We start from the raw sequence: 21,397 nt of genomic DNA on the forward strand, positions 1-21,397 counted from the left end.
GATGTTGCGACGCCAGGCCCTGACCCTCGGCAGCCTCCTGCTCAGCGCGCTGACGTTGGGCGGCTGGAGCCTGTTCCGGCAAAAAGACAAAAGTCCGCTGCTGCTCTCCGCCCGCGACGACAGCGATGGCCGCCACTATGCCGTGGGCTATCGGCTGGACGGTAGGCGGGTCTTCGCTACCCAGGTCGGTCAGCGCTGTCACGACATCATCAACCACCCCACTTATCCCTTGGCACTCTACGTGGCGCGGCGCCCTGGTACCGAAAGCTACCTGATCGACCTGCGTGACGGTCGGCTGTTGCAGACCATCGCCTCGCGGCCGAACCGGCATTTTTATGGGCATGCGGTGATCCACAAGAGCGGCGACTGGCTGTACGCCACCGAGAACGACACCACCGATCCGGGCCGTGGCCTGCTCGGTGTGTATCGCTTCGAAGGCGAGCGACTGGTCCACGGCGGCGAAATTTCCACCCACGGCATCGGTCCCCACCAGGTGGCGTGGATGCCCGACGGCGAGACCCTGATTGTTGCCAACGGCGGGATTCGCACCGAGGCCGAAAGCCGGGTGGAGATGAACCTCGACGCCATGGAGCCGAGCCTGGTGCTGATGCGCCGTGATGGCACGCTGCTGAGCAAGGAGACCCTGGCCCAGCCGATGAACAGCGTGCGTCACCTGGGCGTGGCCAGCGACGGCACCCTCGTCGCCGGCCAGCAATTCATGGGGCCCGCCCACGAGTCGGCCGAGTTGCTGGCGATCAAGCGTCCCGGCCAGCCCTTTGTCGCCTTCCCGGTGGCCGAGCAGCAGTTGCAAGCCATGGCGCACTACAGCGCCAGCGTCGCGGTGCACAGCGAGTTGCGCCTGGTGGCCCTGACCGCGCCACGGGGCAACCGCTTTTTCATCTGGGACCTGGACAGCGCCGCGCTACGCCTGGATGCGCCGCTGCCGGACTGCGCGGGTGTCGGCGCGGTGGCGGACGGCTTCGTCGTCACCTCCGGCCAGGGTCGTTGCCGCTTCTACGACTGCCGCCAGAAAACCTTGATCGCCCAGCCACTGGAACTGCCGGCGGGGTTGTGGGACAACCATCTGCACCTGGCCTGACGCCCTCCTGTAGGAGCGTATTCAACCGGCGGACAGGCGCCTCAAACCCCAAGCACCACACCGCTGGACACCACCGTCGCATACTCGCCGTGCAGGTTGCCCAGGGACATGGCGTGGACCTCCTGGGCGCTGTGCGGCACGCCGAAGTAGTCAGCCTTGTCGAAGGTGTAGCACGCATCCTCCACCACCCAGGTCTCAAACCCGAGGTTGCCAGCCGTGCGCGCCGTCGACTCCACCGAGTTGTGAGTCGCCACCCCGACGATCACCAACTGCGCGATACCTGCCTGGCGCAGCCAGTCCGCCAACCCCGTCGCGCAAAACGCATCCGGCACCCGCTTCTGCACCAACCGCTCCCCCGTCCCTGGCGCGAAGCGCTGCTGGAACTCGACCCCGGACTGCCCGGGCCAGAACACCGATTCCGGCGAATGCGACAAGTGCTGGACATGGACCACCGGACGCGCATTCCGGCGCCAGTGCCGCAACAGCTCGAGCATGCGTTCCTCCGCCTCGGGATTGTTGCGCGGTCCCAGGCGGGGATGCAGGATGCCCTGCTGCTGGTCGATCAGGATCAACGCCGCGTTTGCCTGAATGTGCATGTTTATTCCATTCCCTGTTGGTCCTGATGCAGTGCGCGCAAGACTTGGCGCAGGCGCAGATGTTGCTCTGCTGGCCAGATTGCACGCGATCACAAGCCCTCGGCAAATCCGATTTATCACTCAAAACCTGAAATAAGCCCGCCCGCCGTCTTGCGCGCCTTCCTCCCGCTCACTAACGTAGCGCCTTTACTGACGCTACCCCCGCAGGAGCTTTGCCATGGCCTCGCCAGCCTTTTCCCTCTCTTTTCAGCAATGTGGCGTTGCCGCCGCCATGGCGGGCCTGCTCGGCCTGACGGGCTGCCAGGCCTGGAACACCCAGGACAGCCTGCCGCCGACCTCCGGCGTGCAGCCGCTCAAGGGCTTGGCGCAGAATGTCTCGGTGCGCCGCAACAGCCTCGGCATGCCGCTGATCGAAAGCAACACCTTTCACGATGCGCTGTTCACCCTCGGTTACGTCCACGCCAGCGACCGCATCACCCAGATGCTCACCCTGCGCCTGCTCGCCCAGGGTCGGCTGGCCGAAATGAACGGCCCGGACGCGCTGGACAGCGACCGCTTCATGCGCGCCGTCAACCTGAAGAAAAGCGCCGGCGAGCTGTACAACGCTGCGTCGCCACGCCTCAAGCGCTTCTTCGAAGTCTATGCCCGCGGCGTCAACGCCTACCTGTTCCGCTACCGCGACAAGCTGCCGCCAGACCTGGCCCGCAGCGGCTACAACCCGGAATACTGGAAGCCGGAAGATTCGGCGCTGATCTTTTGCCTGCTCAACTTCAACCTGTCGGCCAACCTGCAGCAAGAAATTTCCAGCCTGGTCCTGGCACAGAAAGTCGGTGTCGACAAACTCGCCTGGCTGACCCCGGCCGCCGCGGACCAACCGCTGCCCCTGGCCGAAGCGGAAAAACTCAAGGGCATCGCCCTGAGCCAGGTGTCGGGCCTGGCTACGTTGAACAAGACCGCCGAGCAAGTCGCGGCACTGAACATCCTCGGTACCGGCACCTCGACCAACTGGGCCATCGGCCCGCAACGCAGCCGCAGCGGCAAGAGCCTGTTGGCCGCCGACCTGCAACAGCCGACCAGCGCCCCCGCCGCCTGGAACTACGTGCAGATCCATGCGCCGAAGTACCAGGCCGCCGGCACCTCGATCGCCGGTCTGCCGATGCTGTTGTCCGGCTTCAACGGCAAGGTGGCCTGGAGCATGGCCGCCGTACCGGGGGACAACCAGGACCTGTTCCTGGAAAAACTCAAGCGCCAGGGCAATGCGCTCTATTACGAAGCCGACGGCAAATGGTTGCCGGCGATCGTGCGTAACGAAACCTACTTCATCAAGGGCCAGCGCTCGATCCGCGAGACGGTATTCGAAACCCGCCATGGCCCGTTGCTCAACAGCGCGCTGGACAATGGCCCATTGACCGGCGGCTACGGCCTGGCCCTGCAGACCTCAGCATTCAAGGACGACAAGAGCCTGGATGCGTTCTTCGACCTGTCCCGTGCCCAGAGCGCCGAGAAAGCCTCCGATGCCAGCCGGGAAATCCGCGCCATTGCGTTGAACATGGTGTTCGCCGACGCCAGCCATATCGGCTGGCAGGTCACCGGACGCTTCCCCAACCGCCGCGAAGGCGAAGGCTTGTTGCCCTCGCCGGGCTGGGACAGCCGCTTCGACTGGGACGGTTACGCCGACGCGATGCTCCACCCCTACGACCAGGACCCGGGCCAGGGCTGGCTGGGCACCGCCAACCAGCGCACGGCGGCGCGCGGCTATGGCATGCAACTGTCCAACGCCTGGTACTACCCGGAACGCGGCGAACGCCTGGCGGAACTGGCCGCCGCCGGCAGGCAGGACAGCCGCAGCATGATCGCCATGCAATACGACCAGGGCACCACGTTCGCCAACAAGCTGAAGAAAATGTTCGAAGCCCCGGGCATGGCCGGACCGCTCAAACAGGCCATCGACGCCCTGCCGGAAGCCGAACGGAACAAGGCGCGCGAGGCCCTGAGCCGGTTGCTGGCGTTCGACGGCAAGCTCAGCGCGACGTCGGCCGACGCCGCGCTGTATGAGCTGTTCCTGCAGGAAAGCATGAAACAGATTTTCCTCGACAAGCTTGGCCCGCAGAACGGTCCGGTCTGGCAAGCCTTTGTCGCCAACGGCAAGCTGTCCTACTCAGCCCAGGCCGATCACCTGCTGGGCCGCGAGGACAGCCCGTTCTGGGATGACAGCCGCACGCCACTGAAAGAAGACAAACCGGCGATCCTGGCCCGCAGCCTGGCGGCGGCAATCAGCGCCGGCGACAGCTTGCTGGGCACCGATCACAAGGCCTGGCAATGGGGCGCGCTGCACCGTTATAGCTGGAAGAACGGCGCGGGCCAGGTCATTCGCGGACTGATCCAGGCCGGCGGCGACCACACCACGCTGAACACCTCGGCCTATGCCTGGGGCGAGTCGAACTTCGACGTCATCCAGGTGCCGGGGGTGCGCCTGATTGTCGACTTCGGCCAGAGCGAACCGATGAGCGGCCAGCAGAGCCCCGGGCAGTCCGGCAACCCGGCCAGCCCGAGCTACGCCAGCGGTATCGACGGCTGGTTGAAGGCGCAGTACGTCAGCTTCCCGATGCAGCAGCAGAACTTCGACAAGGCTTACGGCACCACCCGATTAACCCTGGTACCCGGTAAGTAACCCCGTACACACTACTGTAGGAGCAGCCGGTCGACGCTCGATTGCTCGCGATGAACGCAAGGGCACCACGTGCCTCCAGTTGCACCGCGTTATCGTTGACGTCCTTCGCAAGCAATCGAGCGTCGACCGTCTGCTCCGACATCAATAACCTGCGTTACAGCGCCGACACCTGACCGCAGCCTTTTCTCATTCACGAACGCCCCGATTTTGTGCATCTATTTTTCAATGCCCAAATTCGGGCATCATTGGCTGGCTCGTAGCCATATTTCCGCCTTTTAAAACGCTTGTTCGTCACTCTGGTTCGGAAATTGCTACTTTTATCGAGTCATACGCGTTCCAGTAACAGTACTCAGTGCGCCACAAGCGCCCATATTGGTTTTTAGGGAATAAATAATGAAAAAAGCATTGCTGACCCTTTCTGCACTGGCTCTCTGCATGGCCGCCGGTTCCGCTCTGGCCAAGGAATACAAGGAACTGCGCTTCGGCGTCGATCCGTCCTACGCGCCATTCGAATCCAAGGCCGCGGACGGCAGCCTGGTCGGCTTCGACATCGACCTGGGCAACGCCATCTGCGCCGAGCTTAAGGTCAAGTGCAAATGGGTCGAAAGTGATTTCGACGGCATGATTCCGGGCCTCAACGCCAACAAGTTCGACGGCGTGATTTCGTCGATGACCGTGACCGAAGCCCGCGAGAAAGCCATCGACTTCTCCAACGAGCTGTTCTCCGGCCCGACTTCCCTGGTGTTCAAAAAGGGTGCGAACTTCTCCACGCCTGAGTCCCTCAAGGGCAAAACCGTGGGCTACGAGCAAGGCACCATTCAGGAAGCCTACGCCAAGGCTGTACTGGACAAGGCTGGCGTGACCACCAAGGCCTACGCCAACCAGGACCAGGTTTACGCCGACCTGACCTCCGGCCGCCTCGACGCTTCGGTGCAGGATATGCTGCAAGCCGAACTGGGCTTCCTGAAGTCGCCAGCGGGCGCCGGCTATGAAGTCAGCAAGCCGATCAACGATCCGCTGCTGCCAGCCAAAACCGCGGTCGGTATCAAAAAAGGTAACAAAGACCTGAAAGCCCTGTTGGATAAAGGTATCGAAGCGTTACACAAAGATGGCAAGTACACCGAAATCCAGAAGAAACACTTTGGCGATCTGAACCTGTACAGCGGAAAGTGATCCCCAGGCGCCCCTCGCCCGAGGGGCGCCTTTTCGACTGCCAAAGGTCTGATTTTTCATGTTCGACAACCTCCTGCAAATTCTGGGGCTTTCAGCCTTCAGCCTGAAGGGCTTTGGCCCGATCCTGCTGGAAGGCACCTGGATGACCGTCAAATTATCCATCTTGTCGCTGCTGGTCAGCGTGCTGCTGGGCCTGCTCGGCGCCAGTGCCAAATTATCCAGCATCAGCCTGTTGCGCATTCCGGCCCAGCTCTACACCACGCTGATTCGCGGGGTACCCGACCTGGTGCTGATGCTGCTGATTTTCTACAGCCTGCAAACCTGGCTCTCGACCCTGACCGATGCCATGGACTGGGACTACATCGAGATTGACCCGTTTGCCGCCGGGGTCATCACCCTGGGCTTTATCTACGGTGCCTATTTCACCGAAACCTTTCGCGGCGCGATTCTCGCCGTGCCGCGCGGACAGCTCGAAGCCGCCACCGCCTATGGCCTGACCCGGGCCCAGCGGTTCCGCTTCGTGACCTTTCCGCAAATGATGCGCTTCGCCCTGCCGGGGATCGGCAACAACTGGATGGTGATCCTCAAGGCCACCGCGCTGGTCTCGATCATCGGCCTGGCCGACCTGGTCAAGGCGGCCCAGGACGCGGGCAAGAGCACCTATCAACTGTTTTACTTCCTGGTACTCGCCGCCTTGATCTACCTGCTCATTACCAGCGCTTCGAACTATGTCCTGCGCTGGCTGGAACGCCGCTATGCCGCGGGCGCCCGGGAGGCCGTGCGATGATTGAACTCCTGCAGCAATACTGGCGACCGTTCCTCTACAGCGACGGCCAGCACATCACCGGCCTGGCCATGACCCTGTGGCTGCTCAGCGCCTCGATCTTCATCGGTTTCCTGGTGTCGATTCCACTGTCCATCGCCCGGGTCTCGCCCAAGCGCCGCATCCGCTGGCCAGTGGAGTTCTACACCTACCTGTTTCGCGGCACGCCGCTGTATATCCAGCTGCTGATCTGCTACACCGGGATCTACAGCCTGGAAGCGGTGCGCAACCAGCCGCTGCTGAACGCCTTCTTCCGCGATGCGATGAACTGCACCATCCTGGCCTTCGCCCTGAACACCTGCGCCTACACCACGGAGATCTTTGCCGGGGCGATCCGCAGCATGAACCACGGTGAAGTCGAGGCGGCCAAGGCCTATGGTCTGAGCGGCTGGAAGCTCTACGCTTATGTGATCATGCCCTCGGCCCTGCGCCGTTCGTTGCCCTATTACAGCAACGAAGTGATCCTGATGCTGCACTCCACCACCGTGGCCTTCACCGCGACCATCCCGGACATCCTGAAAATCGCCCGGGACGCCAACTCGGCGACCTACATGACCTTCCAGTCGTTCGGTATCGCCGCCGTGATCTACCTGACGATCACCTTCACCCTGGTCGGCCTGTTCCGTCTGGCCGAGCGCCGCTGGCTGGCCTTTCTCGGCCCTGCCCACTAGGACCCTCGAGCATGCGTCATCTGACTCACGAGCTGCTGGCTCCCCTGCCGGGTACCGCCCGGCAGATCCACAGCTTTCATTTCGGCCCGGAGCAGGCCACGGGCAAGATCTATATCCAGTCATCCCTGCACGCCGACGAACTGCCTGGCATGCTGGTGGCCTGGCATCTCAAGCAGCGCCTGGCCGAGCTGGAACAGGCCGGCGCCCTGCGCAGCGAAATCGTGCTGGTGCCAGTGGCCAACCCGATCGGCCTGGAACAGGTGCTGATGGATGTGCCGCTGGGTCGTTACGAGCTGGAGAGCGGGCAGAACTTCAATCGCTGGTTCATCGACCTCAGCGACGAGATCGGTCAGCAGATTGAAGATCAGCTCAGCGACGATCCGCTGCACAACCTGCGACTGATCCGCCGCCAACTCAAGACCGCCCTGGCCGCGGAGGTGCCCGCAACCCAGTTGCAATCCCAGCGCCTGGCGTTGCAACGGCTGGCCTGCGATGCGGATATGGTGCTGGACCTGCATTGCGATTTCGAAGCCGTGGCCCATCTGTACACCACGCCCGAAGCCTGGCCGCGGGTGGAACCGCTGGCCCGCTACATCGGCTCGCAAGCCAGCCTGCTGGCGACCGACTCCGGCGGTCAGTCGTTCGACGAATGCTTCACGTTGCTCTGGTGGGACCTGCGAGAACGCTTTGGCGAGCGTTTCGCGATTCCCCAGGGCAGCTTCTCGGTGACCGTGGAACTACGTGGCCAGGGCGATGTGAACCACCCACAGGCACGTCGCGACTGCCAGGCGATCCTTGATTACCTGACGCACTTCGGCGCCATCGCCGGCGAACCCGCGCCCTTGCCGCAACTGCCGTACCCGGCAACGCCGCTGGCCGGTGTCGAACCGGTGAGCACACCGGTGGGCGGCCTGCTGGTGTTCTGCGCGGTGCCAGGGCAATACCTGGACGCCGGACAGTTGATCGCCGAAATCATCGACCCGCTGAACGACAGCGTCACCCCAGTTCATTGCAGCACGGCGGGCCTGCTCTACGCCCGTTCGCTGCGCCGCATGGCCAGCGCCGGCATGGTGATTGCCCATGTCGCTGGCCGCGAAGCCTATCGCAGCGGCTATCTACTTTCTCCTTGAGGTGCCCATGTACAAACTGACCATTGAAGGCCTGCACAAGAGCTATGGCGAACATCAGGTGCTCAAGGGCGTCTCGCTCAAGGCCAAGACTGGCGATGTGATCAGCCTGATCGGCGCCAGCGGCTCGGGCAAGAGCACCTTCCTGCGCTGCATCAACTTCCTCGAAACGCCCAATGACGGCGCCATGAGCCTCGATGGCCAGGCAATCCGCATGGTCAGCGACAAGCATGGCATGCGCGTCGCCGACGACGCCGAGTTGCAGCGCCTGCGTACCCGCCTGGCCATGGTGTTCCAGCACTTCAACCTGTGGAGCCACATGAGCGTGCTGGAAAACATCACCATGGCCCCGCGCCGGGTACTGGGGGTGAGCAAGAAAGACGCCGAGGAACGTGCCCACCGCTACCTGGAAAAAGTCGGCCTGCCGGCGCGGGTGGCCGGACAGTATCCGGCGTTTCTCTCTGGCGGCCAGCAGCAGCGCGTGGCGATTGCCCGGGCGCTGGCGATGGAACCGGAAGTGATGCTGTTCGACGAACCGACCTCGGCCCTCGACCCGGAACTGGTGGGCGAGGTGCTCAAGGTGATCCAGGGGCTGGCCGAAGAAGGCCGGACCATGATCATGGTGACCCACGAGATGAGCTTCGCCCGCAAGGTCTCGAGCCAGGTACTGTTCCTGCACCAGGGCCTGGTGGAAGAACAGGGCGCGCCGGACGATGTGCTGGGCAATCCGCAGAGTGAGCGGTTGCGTCAGTTCCTCAGCGGCAACCTCAAGTAACCCGCCCTCTAACACCCCATAGAACCTGCAGGAGCCGGCTTGCCGGCGAAGGGGGCTGCAAGCCGGCTAAAGGCTTCGCGGGCAAGCCCTGCTCCTACAGAGTTGTGTCGTACACAAAATCGCTGAACGACAACGCACTGTAGGAGCAGGGCTTGCCCGCGAAAGCGTGCGCAAGGTCGATGCAGACTTACGACCGTATCGCGCACTCAACCATGCGCCGCCGGCCATGGGTAGGCCAGCCACGTCTCCAGGCGCCTGGCAAAGCGGCCGCTTTCCATGTCCTGGTGCAGCCACTGGTCGACATACTGCTTGAGCACCACGTCACGGGGCAGCAACACGGCCTTCTCGGAGAAGTCGAACGGCTGCTCCGGGTGTACCGCACACAGCTGCGGATGCAGCTTCTGCTGCACCCGGGTTTCCACCGCGTCGGTCATCATCAGGTCGGCCTTGCCATCGACAATCTGCTGGAAAATCGTCACGTTATCCCCATGCACCAGGATCTGCGCGTGCTTGAGATTGGCCCGGGCGAACTTCTCATTGGTGCCACCGGGATTGACGATGGCCCGGACGTCCGGGCGGTCGATCTGGGCCAGGGTCTGGAAGTCCTGCTGCCTTGAACAGAGGGTGATCGGGGTCTTGCCGTCGCGCTGGTACGGCTGCGAGAAAAACGCCAGCTTCTGGCGCTCCATGTTCACCGAGATCCCGCTGATTGCCAGGTCGAACTTGTCGGCCTGCAGATCGCCCATCAGCGTCGGCCAGGTAGTCGGCACCAGCTCCAGCTTCACCCCCAGGGAGGCCGCCAGCCCTTCGGCCAGCTCGATATCCAGGCCGATGAAAGCGTCCGCATTCCTGTAGCTGAACGGTTTGTAATCACCTGTGGTACCGACGCGCAACACGCCCTGCTGGACGATCCGGTCGAGTCGGTTGTTGCTGGCTTCCTGCTGGGTAGCCGCGCTATCGGTCAGCGGCTGTGGCGCGGCAATGGCGGTGCCGGTCAGCAACAACCCGGCGAACAGCGCGCGGGAAAAATACGCGGGAATGGTAAACATCATGAGCGGCCCTTTTGTCTGAGTCCATGCGTGCGCGACAAGCACACCGCTCAAGATTAACCGCTAACCCATTGCAGGAGCAGCCGGTCGACGCTCCTACACGGTACGCATTCGCGACGACACAATCGGCATCAGGCCATGGGAGAGGGGGTTTCATCAGGAAGAAGCGGTTCGCCAGGTTCGTCCGGGTGCGCCGGATGATCTGGCTCGCCGGGTTGCGGCGTGTCGGGATCGGGCTGCCCCGGGATACCCGGAATAGCGCCAGTCAGGTCCTGCGGGTGCGCCAGCAACGACCAGGCCAGCAGGCCCACTTGATTGGGCTCCAGCCTCGCCAGTTGGTCGCTGATACGTGGATCGATCTTCATGGGCTACTCCTGAGCGTTGAAACCCGGTTCGTCGTGCACAAACCGGGACGGTGCCCTCAATAGAGTAGCCGTGCGCCGAGGAATTCCCTGTTTCAGCGCACCAATCGTCAGGTACGCGGCAGGGTCACGCCACGCTGGCCCTGATACTTGCCGCCACGGTCCTTATAGGACACTTCGCATTCCTCATCGGACTCCAGGAACAACATCTGCGCCACGCCTTCGTTGGCATAGATCTTCGCCGGCAGCGTGGTGGTGTTGGAGAACTCCAGGGTCACGTGGCCTTCCCATTCCGGCTCCAGCGGCGTGACATTGACGATGATCCCGCAACGGGCGTAGGTGCTTTTGCCCAGGCAGATGGTCAGCACGTTGCGCGGAATACGGAAGTACTCGACGGTGCGGGCCAGGGCGAAGGAGTTCGGCGGAATGATGCAGACGTCGCTCTTGACGTCGACGAAGCTGCCCGCGTCGAAGTTCTTCGGATCGACGGTCGCCGAATTGATGTTGGTGAACACCTTGAATTCATCGGCGCAGCGCACATCGTAGCCATAGCTCGAGACACCGAAGGAGATCACCCGGTTGGCGGCTTCGCCACGCACCTGGCGCTCGACGAAGGGCTCGATCATGCCGTGCTCTTGCGCCATGCGGCGAATCCACTTGTCCGATTTGATGCTCATGGCGGGTGTCCTGATATAACGAGGTGGAGAAATTCTGTCCGGCATCTTACCGGGGCGCGCCGCCGGGTTAAAGCGTCGACGGCTTTTCTCGCGATGTCCGGGTATACAGGCCTGACAAATCGGCCACTTGAGCCGCGCCGACGGCCTGGCGTGACGCCGTCAGTCACGAAATAGACGAAACCTTGGAGAAGACCATTGGCACGTCTCGGAAAGTGGGGTAAGGTGGCGCCACTGTGCTGCTTGTGTCACTGAGAATCTCTACACGATGTTGAATTTCGATCCAACCATCTCCAAGAATTTTTCCTGCTCTTTGCACTCAGTCTCGGCCAGGGCTTTTCCTGAGTCGCAGTTAACTTTGTCCAAGGAGACATCAAATGTCTAATCGCCAAACCGGTACCGTTAAGTGGTTCAACGATGAAAAAGGCTTCGGCTTCATCACCCCACAATCCGGTGACGATCTGTTCGTACACTTCAAAGCAATCCAATCCGACGGCTTCAAAAGCCTGAAAGAAGGCCAACAGGTTTCTTTCATCGCTACCCGCGGTCAGAAAGGCATGCAAGCTGAAGAAGTTCAAGTTATCTAACTTGTACTGATCCAGTAAAAAGCCCCGCCCTCAAAAGCGGGGCTTTTTTGTGCCCGGGTGTTTTGTATGGGCCGCCCCCAACTGAAGCCTGGCGCCCCCTGTGGCGAGCGGGCTTGCCCGCGCCGGGGGTGCGAAGCCCCCCCCCCCTGAAACCAGCCGAGTCGTCCTGTCAGGCAGGTCGAGATGATCGGTTTACGACTGCTTCGCAGCCGAGCGCGGCGTGCGGCGTTCCGACAAGCCCGCTCACCACACAAGCCCGCGCCCGACCACCAGGTATCAATCGTCGCTGATGGTGATATTCGGCATCGCCTGGCTGACCGCTTCCTGCAACACGATCCGCGCGCCCGACCACAGGTATCAATCGTCGCTGACGGTGATATTCGGCATCGCCTGGCTGACCGCTTCCTGCAACACGATCCGCGCGCCCGACCACAGGTATCAATCGTCGCTGACGGTGATATTCGGCATCGCCTGGCTGACCGCTTCCTGCAACACGATCCGCGCGCCCGACCACAGGTATCAATCGTCGCTGACGGTGATATTCGGCATCGCCTGGCTGACCGCTTCCTGCAACACGATCCGCGCGCCCACGTGCCGCGCCAGCTCCTGGTAGACCATGGCGATCTGGCTGTCCGGCTCGGCGATCACCGTCGGCTTGCCACCATCGGCCTGCTCACGGATCAGCATCGACAGCGGCAGCGAAGCCAGCAACTCGACGCCATACTGGCTCGCCAGCTTCTCACCGCCGCCTTCACCGAACAGATGCTCGGCATGGCCACAGTTGGAGCAGATGTGCACCGCCATGTTTTCCACCACGCCCAACACCGGGATATTCACCTTGCGGAACATCTCCACGCCCTTGCGCGCATCGAGCAAGGCCAGGTCCTGCGGGGTAGTGACGATCACCGCGCCGGCCACCGGAACCTTCTGTGCCAGGGTCAACTGGATATCGCCGGTGCCCGGCGGCATATCGATCACCAGATAGTCCAGGTTGCCCCAATCGGTCTGGGTCACCAGTTGCAGCAAAGCCCCGGAAACCATCGGGCCGCGCCAGACCATCGGCGTGTTGTCATCGGTCAGGAAGGCCATGGACATCACTTCCACGCCATGGGACTCGATCGGCACGAACCACTTCTGATCCTTGATCTTCGGCCGCGTACCCTCGGCGACACCGAACATGATGCCCTGGCTCGGCCCGTAGATATCGGCGTCGAGAATCCCGACCCGGGCGCCTTCGCGGGCCAGCGCCAGCGCCAGGTTCGCCGCCGTGGTGGACTTGCCCACCCCGCCCTTGCCGGAGGCCACCGCCACCACATTCTTCACGTTGGCCAGGCCCGAGATCTGCGCCTGGGCCTTGTGCGCGGCAATCACACAGTCGATCTCGACCTTGGCCGAGGCCACGCCGTCGAGACCCTCAACGGCCGTCTGCAACACCTGCGCCCAGCCGCTCTTGAACAGCCCGGCGGCATAGCCCAGCTCCAGCCGGACCGTCACGCGATCGCCCTGGATATCAATGGCCCGCACGCAGCCGGCGCTGACCGGGTCCTGGTTCAGATAAGGGTCGGTGTACTGGCGAAGGACGGCCTCCACCGCTGCGCGATTGACTGCGCTCATGGGCAACTCCCGAAAAAAGACTGAGTAAAACAGACAGCTATCGTAACTGTTCTGGAGCGCAGAGACATGCCAGACAATCATTTGTGGCGAGCGGGCTTGCCCGCGTTGGGGTGCGAAGCGCCCCTGAAACCAGCACACGCGGTGTCTCAGGCAGGCCGAGTGCACAGGTTTTACGACGGCTGCGCAGTCGAACGCGGGCAAGCCCGCTCGCCACAAAACCGCGCCAGGTTTCAAATCCCCCGGGCGGAACAATCTCCGGGCAAGGCTGCAAGGGGTGAATTATGTGCGCCGGGGCTTTATAGTGGCCGATCTCCGTTTCACTTCAAGTAGCCGAGCCCCATGTCCGAGCCACGCCAGATCCTCGTCACCAGCGCCCTGCCCTATGCCAATGGTTCCATTCACCTTGGCCACATGGTCGAGTATGTCCAGACGGACATGTGGGTGCGCTTCCAGAAGCACCGCGGCAACCAATGCATCTATGTCTGCGCTGACGACGCCCATGGCTCGGCCATCATGTTGCGCGCCGAGAAGGAAGGCATCACCCCGGAACAGTTGATCGCCAACGTCCAGCTCGAGCACAGCGGCGACTTCGCCGACTTCCTGGTCGAGTTCGATAACTTTCACTCGACCCACGCCGAGGAAAACCGCGAACTGTCGAGCCTGATCTATCGCCGCCTGCGCGATGCCGGGCATATCGCCACGCGCTCGATCACCCAGTATTTCGACCCGGAAAAGCAGATGTTCCTGGCCGACCGCTTCATCAAGGGCACCTGCCCGAAATGCGGTACCGAAGACCAGTACGGCGACAACTGCGAGAAATGCGGCGCCACCTACGCACCGACCGACCTGAAAAACCCGAAATCGGCGATTTCCGGGGCGACGCCAGTGCTCAAGGACTCCCAGCATTTCTTCTTCAAGCTCCCGGACTTCCAGGCCATGCTGCAAACCTGGACCCGCAGCGGCACCCTGCAGGACGCCGTGGCGAACAAGATCGCCGAATGGCTGGATTCCGGCTTGCAAGAGTGGGACATCTCCCGCGATGCGCCATATTTCGGCTTCGAGATCCCGGATGAGCCGGGCAAGTATTTCTATGTCTGGCTGGACGCGCCGATCGGCTACATGGCCAGCTTCAAGAACCTCTGCGCGCGGCGTCCGGAACTGGATTTCGACGCGTTCTGGGGCAAGGACTCCAGCGCCGAGCTGTACCACTTCATCGGCAAGGACATCGTCAACTTCCACGCCCTGTTCTGGCCGGCGATGCTCGAAGGCGCCGGCTACCGCAAGCCGACCGGGATCAACGTGCACGGCTACCTGACCGTCAACGGCCAGAAGATGTCCAAGTCGCGCGGCACCTTCATCAAGGCCCGCACCTACCTGGACCACCTGTCCCCGGAATACCTGCGCTACTACTACGCGGCCAAGCTGGGCAAAGGCGTCGACGACCTCGACCTGAACCTGGAAGACTTCGTGCAGAAGGTCAACTCGGACCTGGTGGGCAAGGTGGTCAATATCGCCAGCCGGTGCGCCGGTTTTATCCACAAAGGCAACGCCGGCGTGCTGGTGGCCGGCAACGCCGCGCCGGAACTGACCGAGGCCTTCCTGGCCGCCACCCCGAGCATCGCCGAAGCTTACGAGGCACGGGATTTCGCCCGGGCCATGCGCGAAATCATGGGGCTGGCCGACCGCGCCAACGCCTGGATCGCCGACAAGGCGCCCTGGTCCCTGGCCAAGCAGGAAGGCAAACAGGATGAGGTTCAGGCCGTCTGCGCCGTGGGCATCAACCTGTTCCGCCAGTTGATCATCTTCCTCAAGCCGGTGCTGCCACTGCTGGCCGCCGATGCCGAGGCGTTCCTCAATGTCGCGCCGCTGACCTGGAACGATCACGCCAGCCTGCTCGCCAACCATCAGTTGAACGAGTTCAAGCCGTTGATGACCCGTATCGACCCGGTGAAAGTACAGGCCATGACCGACGCCTCGAAGGAAGACCTCGCCGCCAGCCAGACCGACACCGGCTCCGCCGCGTCCACGGGCAATGGCGAACTGGCCAAGGACCCGCTGTCGGCCGAAATCGACTTCGACACCTTCGCCGCCGTCGACCTGCGCGTCGCCCTGATTCTCAAGGCCGAAGCCGTCGAGGGCGCGGACAAGCTGCTGCGCCTGACCCTGGATATCGGTGATGAACAACGCAACGTGTTCTCCGGGATCAAGAGCGCCTACCCGAACCCGGCCGAATTGGAAGGCCGCCTGACCATGATGATCGCCAACCTCAAACCACGGAAAATGCGCTTCGGCATCTCCGAAGGCATGGTCATGGCCGCCGGCCCCGGCGGCGAGGAAATCTACCTGCTGAGCCCGGACACCGGCGCCAAGCCCGGCCAGCGGATCAAGTAACCCTGGTGCTCGCGGGCCATGGACAACCATGGCCCGCGATGCTGCAAAACTGGTACACCGTCCCTTCTTGCCGGATAATCAGCGCTATTCGCCAGGCTCATACGAAAACTCGCCGAGCGGCGCTCAGGCAAGGCAAAAACAGGCGAGGAAGCGCGGTTTAGCCAGCTAAATGAGCATTCCGAGGCTGTTTTTAACGCGGCATGAGCATCGCGCAGGCAGTTTTCGTAGAGCCTAACCCGGCATGACCATGATCGATCTTGTATTCCCCCTCGTCAGCGCAGCCCTGCTCAACAACTTCGTGTTGCACTGGCCGCTGGGCGTCGATCCGTTGCTGCAAGCCCGACCAGGCGCCGCCGGGGAGCGCCTGACAGTCCATGCGCTGGGCATTGCCACCAGCGCACTGATGCTGATCATCACGCTGCTCAGTCACGCCCTCTACCACTACCTGCTGGCGCCACTGGGCCTGGACGCCATGCAACTGTTCGTCTTCCTGCCCGCCAGCGTGTTGCTGGTCGGCCCGGTCCTGGCCCTGCTCGCGCGCGGCCTGCCGCGCCTGCCCTTTGCCGGACTCGCGCCCCTGCTGCTGGGCAATGCCGGCATCCTCGGCCTGAGCCTGCTCAACGCCGCCGACGACCAGGGACTGGCCCGGGCGCTCGCCACCAGCCTGGGCGCCGGGCTGGGCTTCTGGCTGATCCTGAGCCTGTTCAGCGACCTGCGCCAGCGTACTTCCCAGGAGGAGGTCCCCCGGCCCTTTCGCGGCTTGCCGATCGAGCTGATCAGCGCCGGTCTGATGGGGCTGGCCTTCCTCGGTTTCACTGCATTGGTCAAACCATGAGCCTGATTCAACATATCGACGCCCTGCTGCCGCAGACCCAATGCGGCAAATGCGGGCACCCGGGCTGCAAACCCTACGCCGAAGGCATCGCCAAGGGCGAAGCGATCAACAAGTGCCCGCCGGGCGGCGGCGAAACCATTGCCGCCCTGGCCGAACTGCTGCATGTGCCGGTCCTGCCGCTGGACCCGGAGCGCGGCAGCGCTCCCGCCCAGGTCGCCTTTATCCGCGAAGCCGAGTGCATCGGCTGCACCAAGTGCATCCAGGCCTGCCCGGTGGATGCCATCGTCGGCGCCGCCAAGTGGATGCACACGGTGATCGTCGACGAGTGCACCGGCTGCGACCTGTGCGTGGCGCCCTGCCCGGTGGATTGCATCGAGATGCATCCGCTGCCCCTGGCCCAGGTCGTGCCGGTCGTCGGTGGCCTGGCCCGAAGCGCCGAAGAACTCAGGGCCCGCACGGAAAAACGCAACCATGCCCGCCGTCGTTTCGAAAGCCGTAACGCCCGGCTGCAGGCCGAAGAGCAGCGCAAGCAGGCTGAACGCCTGGCCCGCACACAACGCACGGCGCAACCCGAACCCGCCGCCAGCAACCCGGTGCAGGATGCCATTGCGCGGATCAAGGCACAGAAAGCCGCGGCCGCCGACGCGGCGCTGAAAAAAGCCAAGATTGAACTGGCCATGAGTCGGGCACAGTTGAACAAATCACTGAAAGCCTTCGGCCATCCGCCGATCGCCGAGCAGGCCGCGCAACTGCTGGCCCTGCAACAGCAATTCGAAGCGGCGGAGCAGGCCCTGCGCAGTGCCGAGGCGGCCCATGCGGCCCCTTGAAACGCCGGACGAGCGCACCCACCAGGCGATGCGCAGGGTGCTGCTGGCGACCTTGCCCGGCATCGCGCTGCTGCTCTGGCTCCAGGGCTGGGCCATCCTGATCAACCTGCTACTGGCCGCTGCCAGCGCATTGGCCGCCGAGGCACTGGTCCTGGGTGTCCGGCACCGACCGATAGCCGCCACGCTACGCGATGGCAGCGCCCTGGTCAGCGCCACCCTGCTGGCCATTGCTCTGCCGCCCTATTGCCCCTGGTGGCTGACCGTCACGGCCGCGGCCAGCGCCTTGCTGCTGGGCAAGCACCTGTATGGCGGCCTGGGTAAAAATCCGTTCAACCCGGCCATGCTCGGTTATGCCCTGGTCCTCGTCAGTTTCCCCGGCCCCATGACGCACTGGTCGGTGAACCATGGCATGGACCTGCTCGGCGGCCTGCACGCGGTATTCGGCCTTCACCTCGACGGACAACCGGACGCTTGGGCCCAGGCCACGGTGCTGGACGCCCTGCGCATCAACAAAAGCCTGACCCTCGACGAGCTCTTCGCCAGCAACTCGGCATTCGGCCATTTCGCTGGCAGGGACAGCGAATGGGTCAATCTCGCGTTCCTCGCCGGCGGCGCCTTCCTGCTCAAACAGAAAGTGTTCAGTTGGCACGCACCGGTGGGTATGCTCGGCAGCCTGTTTATCCTCAGTCTGCTGTGCTGGAATGGCTCCGGATCGGACTCCCACGGCTCACCGCTGTTTCACCTGCTGAGCGGCGCGAGCATGCTCGGGGCGTTTTTCATCGTCACCGAGCCGGCCTCCGGCGCCAGGAGCCCGAGGGCACGCCTGCTGTTCGGCATGGGCGTCGGCACGCTGACCTATGTGATCCGCATTTGGGGCGCCTACCCCGATGGCGTGGCCTTTGCCGTGCTGTTGATGAACCTCGCCGTACCGGCCCTGGAACGCCTGGCGGCGGGCCGTGCCGAGGAACCAACAGTATGAACAGAGGCGCCTCGGCGATCATCCTGCTGGCCATGACCGGGCTCGGGACCGGTCTGACCTGGTTGGCGCAGCAACAGGCGCTGCCGCTCATCCAGGCGCAACGGCAGACGATTGAAAACCGCAGGCTGCTCGAAGTCCTGCCGCCGGGGCAGTACGAGAGCCGCCCCCTGCAGCTGGAGACGGCACAGCAACCTCACAGCTTGCTGGTCAGCGGCGCGCTGATGCTCCAGAACGGACAAGCGGTCGCGGTCGTGCTGCAAACTCGTACCCAGGGCTACGGCGGCCCGCTGGAATTGCTGGTCGGGATTGGCATGAATGGCCGGCTGCTCGGCAGCAAACCCCTGTCGCACGCGGAGACCCCAGGACTGGGGGCGAAAATCGCCGACCAGGGCAGCCTCTGGTGGCAACAGTTGTTGGGCAAGTCGCGCGCGGACAGCCCCGATAGCGACTGGCGCCTGAAAAAGGACGGCGGACAATTCGACCAGATCGCCGGTGCGACGATCACCTCCCGCGCCGCGCTCAACGCCATTCACGATGCCCTGCGCTACTTCGATGAACACCAGGCGCAACTCACGGGAAGAACCGCCCATGAATAAACCCGTGATGCTCCAGGGGACGCTGATCCTGACGCCACTGCTCGGCACCAGCGACTCACTGCTCAAGGCCCTCGCCATGTGGCTGCTGAGTTTGCTGGCAATCATTGCCTACGGCCTGTCCAGCCAAGCCCTCAGGCCCTGGTTTCACCCACGCCTGGCCGGGCTGGCCAGTCTTCTGCTGGCCGCCACCCTGGTCAGTTGCCTGTCGCTCGGCCTGCAGGCCTGGGCCTGGGAACTGCACCTGGCACTAGGGATCTATCCGGCCCTCCTCAGCCTGCAATGCCTGCTGTTGGAGCGCCTGGGCGCGTTCGAACGCCGCCACCTGGGAACCAGCGCCGCCCTGCTCGCCAGCCTCGGGGTGGGCTTGCTGCTAATGGGCTCGCTGCGAGAACTGCTGGGTAACGGCACGTTGCTCGATCACCTGCGCTGGCTGGTCCCGACGGCGAGTGAATTGCCACGTCTGTGGGCCGCACAAGATGGACTGCGCCTGGCCACCCTGACACCGGGGGCGTTTATTCTCCTGGGGCTGCTGCTGGCTGCCAGGCAAGCCTGGAGCCAACATCGCTCGGCCAAGCCGAATTAGCTCTTGAACACGCAACGCAACCTGTAGGAACCTGACTTTCCGGCGAAACTTTTGGCGGCCTCAAGGGCCTCCTCGCTGCGATGCGGCGTCCCGACAAGCCAGGCTCACAGGCGCTGTGTATAACCCTAAAGGAATCCACCGCCCCATGAATGCCGCCAAACGCCTGGAGATCTTCCGCAGATTCCACGAGGACAATCCGGACCCCAAGACCGAACTGGCCTATTCGACACCCTTTGAGCTGTTGATCGCGGTGATTCTCTCGGCCCAAGCCACCGACGTCGGCGTGAACAAAGCGACCGCCAAGCTCTTTCCCGTGGCCAACACTCCGCAGGCCATCCACGCCCTCGGGGTCGAAGGCTTGTCGGCCTATATCAAGACCATCGGCCTGTTCAACAGCAAGGCCAAGAACGTGATCGAGACTTGCCGCCTGCTGGTGGAAAACCACGGCGGCGAGGTCCCACAAACCCGCGAAGCACTGGAAGCCTTGCCCGGTGTCGGCCGCAAGACCGCCAACGTGGTACTCAACACCGCGTTCCGGCAACTGACCATGGCCGTCGATACGCATATTTTCCGGGTCAGCAACCGCACCGGCCTGGCACCGGGCAAAGACGTGGTCGCGGTCGAGAAGCAACTGATGAAGTTCGTGCCCAAGCCCTACCTGCTCGACGCCCATCACTGGCTGATCCTGCATGGACGTTACGTCTGTCAGGCGCGAAAACCGCGTTGCGGCAGTTGCCGGATTGAAGACCTGTGCGAATACAAGGACAAGACCTCGGACGATTGAGCCACTATTGCTTTTATTGATAAGTCGATTGAAAAAATCTTTTTTACCGGGCCGGCAATTATCGATATAAGGGGCGCCAACGGCAGTCTTAGCCCGGAGTTATGTTATGAGCACCGACAAAGAGCAATTGGACGTAGAGGACGACTTCATCGCTGCTGAAACAGAGGACAGCGAGCCCGTGGTCGAGGTCGCAAAAACCAACCTCAGCAAACGCCGCACCATCGACAACCTACTGGAAGAGCGACGCCTGCAGAAGCAATTGGCAGATTATGATTTTGATTTGTAATTAACACGCGGCCACTCAAAAGCCTCCTTTGCGGAGGCTTTTCGGTTTGTAGAGGTGTCGTTGTCACGCGGAGCATCATCGATGCAACACCGGCGGCCTCTCCTGCCGGCGACTCAATACCAGGGGTTTTCCTCGTCTTCCCCGCTGTTCTCCCCCCGCCCTCAAGCGTCCCCTGACAAGCGCTCGTTTCCAAACGCCGGTTGCCAACTTGCCGCTTTCAAACCAGGCCGTTGCGCTGCGCCAGCTCGATCAGGTCGACCAGCGAACGGGCATTGAGCTTGAGCAGCAAACGCGTTTTATAGGTACTGACGGTCTTGTTGCTCAAAAACATGCCATCGGCAATTTCCTTGTTGCTCTTTCCCCTCGCCAACTGCTGCAACACCATCATCTCGCGGCCGGAGAGCCGGTTGACCATATCGGCCTCACTGGCATTTCCCAGGCTGGAGCGCACCGTGTGCAACGCCTGATTGGGAAAATAGCTGTAGCCGGAAAGCACCGCCTTGATGGCACTGAGCATTTCAGTCAGGTCCTGCTGCTTGCAGACGTAACCGGCGGCGCCGGCCTGCATGCAACGCATGGAGAAATGCCCGGGGGCCTGCGAGGTGAGCACCAGAACTTTGAAAGAAAGTCCCATAGACGTTAAACGGGCAATGACTTCCAGCCCGTCCAGCTTGGGGATCCCGATATCGAGTATAACAATGTCCGGCGCATGTTCCCGCGCCAACTGTAAAGCATCTACACCGTTATCCGTCTCCGCAATGACTTCATAGCCATGACGCTCCATCAGCATGCGTACAGCAAGACGAATGACGGGATGATCATCCACGATCAGCACTTTATTCATGGGCAAGTCCAATTTTCGCTGTTCGAATTTTCAGAGTCAGCACAATAGCCT

At 62.6% G+C, this 21,397-nt stretch carries 22 protein-coding genes and 1 pseudogene; 17 read left to right on the forward strand and 6 right to left on the reverse strand.

Translation table 11 applies throughout. The features are described 5' to 3' along the window. Position 1: 1 nt before the first annotated feature. The gene (locus PFEN_RS13890) at positions 2-1,099 is read left to right on the forward strand and encodes a DUF1513 domain-containing protein (RefSeq protein WP_191487493.1); all 1,098 of its coding nucleotides are present in this window, start codon (positions 2-4) and stop codon (positions 1,097-1,099) included. A 41-nt stretch (positions 1,100-1,140) separates the two neighbouring features. On the opposite strand, the gene PFEN_RS13895 is transcribed toward PFEN_RS13890, so the two are convergent. Continuing rightward, on the reverse strand, positions 1,141-1,695 hold the full coding sequence (locus tag PFEN_RS13895) for a cysteine hydrolase family protein (RefSeq protein ID WP_191487385.1): 555 nt from the start codon (positions 1,693-1,695) through the stop codon (positions 1,141-1,143). Between the two features lie 217 nt (positions 1,696-1,912). Here PFEN_RS13895 and PFEN_RS13900 point away from each other — a divergent pair, with 217 nt between their 5' ends. The 6 genes from PFEN_RS13900 to PFEN_RS13925 all read left to right on the forward strand — a co-directional run bounded on the left by PFEN_RS13900 (position 1,913) and on the right by PFEN_RS13925 (position 8,935). Next, on the forward strand, positions 1,913-4,366 hold the full coding sequence (locus PFEN_RS13900; RefSeq protein WP_191487386.1) for a penicillin acylase family protein: 2,454 nt from the start codon (positions 1,913-1,915) through the stop codon (positions 4,364-4,366). A 393-nt stretch (positions 4,367-4,759) separates the two neighbouring features. Next, complete coding sequence (locus PFEN_RS13905; RefSeq protein ID WP_191487387.1) at positions 4,760-5,539, forward strand: transporter substrate-binding domain-containing protein; 780 nt, start codon at positions 4,760-4,762, stop codon at positions 5,537-5,539. 58 nt (positions 5,540-5,597) lie between these two features. Then, the gene (locus tag PFEN_RS13910; protein WP_191487388.1) at positions 5,598-6,326 is read left to right on the forward strand and encodes an ABC transporter permease; all 729 of its coding nucleotides are present in this window, start codon (positions 5,598-5,600) and stop codon (positions 6,324-6,326) included. Next, entirely contained in the window at positions 6,323-7,033 is a 711-nt protein-coding gene (locus PFEN_RS13915; protein WP_191487389.1) for an ABC transporter permease, read from the forward strand. The genes PFEN_RS13910 and PFEN_RS13915 overlap by 4 nt, the downstream gene beginning before the upstream one ends. Before the next feature lie 11 nt (positions 7,034-7,044). Next, on the forward strand, positions 7,045-8,163 hold the full coding sequence (locus tag PFEN_RS13920; RefSeq protein WP_191487390.1) for a succinylglutamate desuccinylase/aspartoacylase family protein: 1,119 nt from the start codon (positions 7,045-7,047) through the stop codon (positions 8,161-8,163). A 7-nt stretch (positions 8,164-8,170) separates the two neighbouring features. Further along, complete coding sequence (locus PFEN_RS13925; RefSeq protein WP_121134233.1) at positions 8,171-8,935, forward strand: ABC transporter ATP-binding protein; 765 nt, start codon at positions 8,171-8,173, stop codon at positions 8,933-8,935. Between the two features lie 206 nt (positions 8,936-9,141). Here PFEN_RS13925 and PFEN_RS13930 read toward each other — a convergent pair whose 3' ends face one another. From PFEN_RS13930 to dcd, 3 genes are all read right to left on the reverse strand, one after another. Then, positions 9,142-9,987 (reverse strand): transporter substrate-binding domain-containing protein, encoded by an 846-nt coding sequence (locus tag PFEN_RS13930; protein ID WP_191487391.1) that lies wholly within the window; start codon positions 9,985-9,987, stop codon positions 9,142-9,144. Between the two features lie 128 nt (positions 9,988-10,115). Next, positions 10,116-10,349, reverse strand: a complete 234-nt coding sequence (locus PFEN_RS13935) for a hypothetical protein (protein ID WP_191487392.1) — start codon at positions 10,347-10,349, stop codon at positions 10,116-10,118. Between the two features lie 107 nt (positions 10,350-10,456). After that, positions 10,457-11,023, reverse strand: a complete 567-nt coding sequence (gene dcd, locus PFEN_RS13940; protein WP_191487393.1) for a dCTP deaminase — start codon at positions 11,021-11,023, stop codon at positions 10,457-10,459. 374 nt (positions 11,024-11,397) lie between these two features. Between dcd and PFEN_RS13945 the strand changes: the two genes are divergently transcribed. Continuing rightward, positions 11,398-11,607 carry a cold-shock protein gene (locus PFEN_RS13945; protein WP_002554837.1) on the forward strand — a complete coding sequence of 70 codons (210 nt, stop codon included), beginning with the start codon at positions 11,398-11,400 and terminating at the stop codon, positions 11,605-11,607. Between the two features lie 220 nt (positions 11,608-11,827). Then, the gene (locus PFEN_RS13950; RefSeq protein ID WP_191487394.1) at positions 11,828-12,220 is read left to right on the forward strand and encodes a hypothetical protein; all 393 of its coding nucleotides are present in this window, start codon (positions 11,828-11,830) and stop codon (positions 12,218-12,220) included. On the opposite strand, the gene apbC is transcribed toward PFEN_RS13950, so the two are convergent. Then, positions 12,127-13,221, reverse strand: coding sequence for an iron-sulfur cluster carrier protein ApbC (apbC, locus tag PFEN_RS13955; RefSeq protein WP_191487395.1), 1,095 nt, complete (start codon positions 13,219-13,221; stop codon positions 12,127-12,129). The two genes, PFEN_RS13950 and apbC, sit on opposite strands and share 94 nt — an antisense overlap. A gap of 339 nt (positions 13,222-13,560) precedes the next feature. Here apbC and metG point away from each other — a divergent pair, with 339 nt between their 5' ends. From metG to PFEN_RS13995, 8 genes and pseudogenes are all read left to right on the forward strand, one after another. Further along, entirely contained in the window at positions 13,561-15,612 is a 2,052-nt protein-coding gene (metG, locus tag PFEN_RS13960; RefSeq protein WP_191487396.1) for a methionine--tRNA ligase, read from the forward strand. 247 nt (positions 15,613-15,859) lie between these two features. Next, positions 15,860-16,447 (forward strand): Rnf-Nqr domain containing protein, encoded by a 588-nt coding sequence (locus PFEN_RS13965; RefSeq protein WP_191487397.1) that lies wholly within the window; start codon positions 15,860-15,862, stop codon positions 16,445-16,447. After that, a pseudogene (gene rsxB, locus PFEN_RS13970) lies at positions 16,444-17,259 on the forward strand (electron transport complex subunit RsxB); the annotation flags it as partial. The gene PFEN_RS13965 and the pseudogene rsxB, both read left to right, overlap by 4 nt. 1 nt (position 17,260) lies before the next feature. Further along, a complete protein-coding gene (locus PFEN_RS13975; protein WP_191487399.1) occupies positions 17,261-18,253 on the forward strand; it encodes an RnfABCDGE type electron transport complex subunit D in 993 nt (330 codons plus the stop codon). Then, positions 18,250-18,849 (forward strand): RnfABCDGE type electron transport complex subunit G, encoded by a 600-nt coding sequence (locus PFEN_RS13980; RefSeq protein WP_191487400.1) that lies wholly within the window; start codon positions 18,250-18,252, stop codon positions 18,847-18,849. Before PFEN_RS13975 ends, PFEN_RS13980 begins: the two co-directional genes overlap by 4 nt. Beyond that, the gene (locus PFEN_RS13985; protein WP_191487401.1) at positions 18,842-19,432 is read left to right on the forward strand and encodes an Rnf-Nqr domain containing protein; all 591 of its coding nucleotides are present in this window, start codon (positions 18,842-18,844) and stop codon (positions 19,430-19,432) included. Before PFEN_RS13980 ends, PFEN_RS13985 begins: the two co-directional genes overlap by 8 nt. A 145-nt stretch (positions 19,433-19,577) precedes the next feature. Then, positions 19,578-20,216, forward strand: a complete 639-nt coding sequence (gene nth, locus PFEN_RS13990) for an endonuclease III (RefSeq protein ID WP_191487402.1) — start codon at positions 19,578-19,580, stop codon at positions 20,214-20,216. Between the two features lie 106 nt (positions 20,217-20,322). After that, on the forward strand, positions 20,323-20,502 hold the full coding sequence (locus PFEN_RS13995) for a PA3496 family putative envelope integrity protein (protein ID WP_040070339.1): 180 nt from the start codon (positions 20,323-20,325) through the stop codon (positions 20,500-20,502). A gap of 217 nt (positions 20,503-20,719) precedes the next feature. Here PFEN_RS13995 and PFEN_RS14000 read toward each other — a convergent pair whose 3' ends face one another. After that, on the reverse strand, positions 20,720-21,346 hold the full coding sequence (locus PFEN_RS14000; protein WP_040070340.1) for a response regulator transcription factor: 627 nt from the start codon (positions 21,344-21,346) through the stop codon (positions 20,720-20,722). Positions 21,347-21,397: the final 51 nt, after the last annotated feature.

This window comes from Pseudomonas sp. FEN, assembly GCF_904067045.1.
GTDB lineage: Bacteria > Pseudomonadota > Gammaproteobacteria > Pseudomonadales > Pseudomonadaceae > Aquipseudomonas.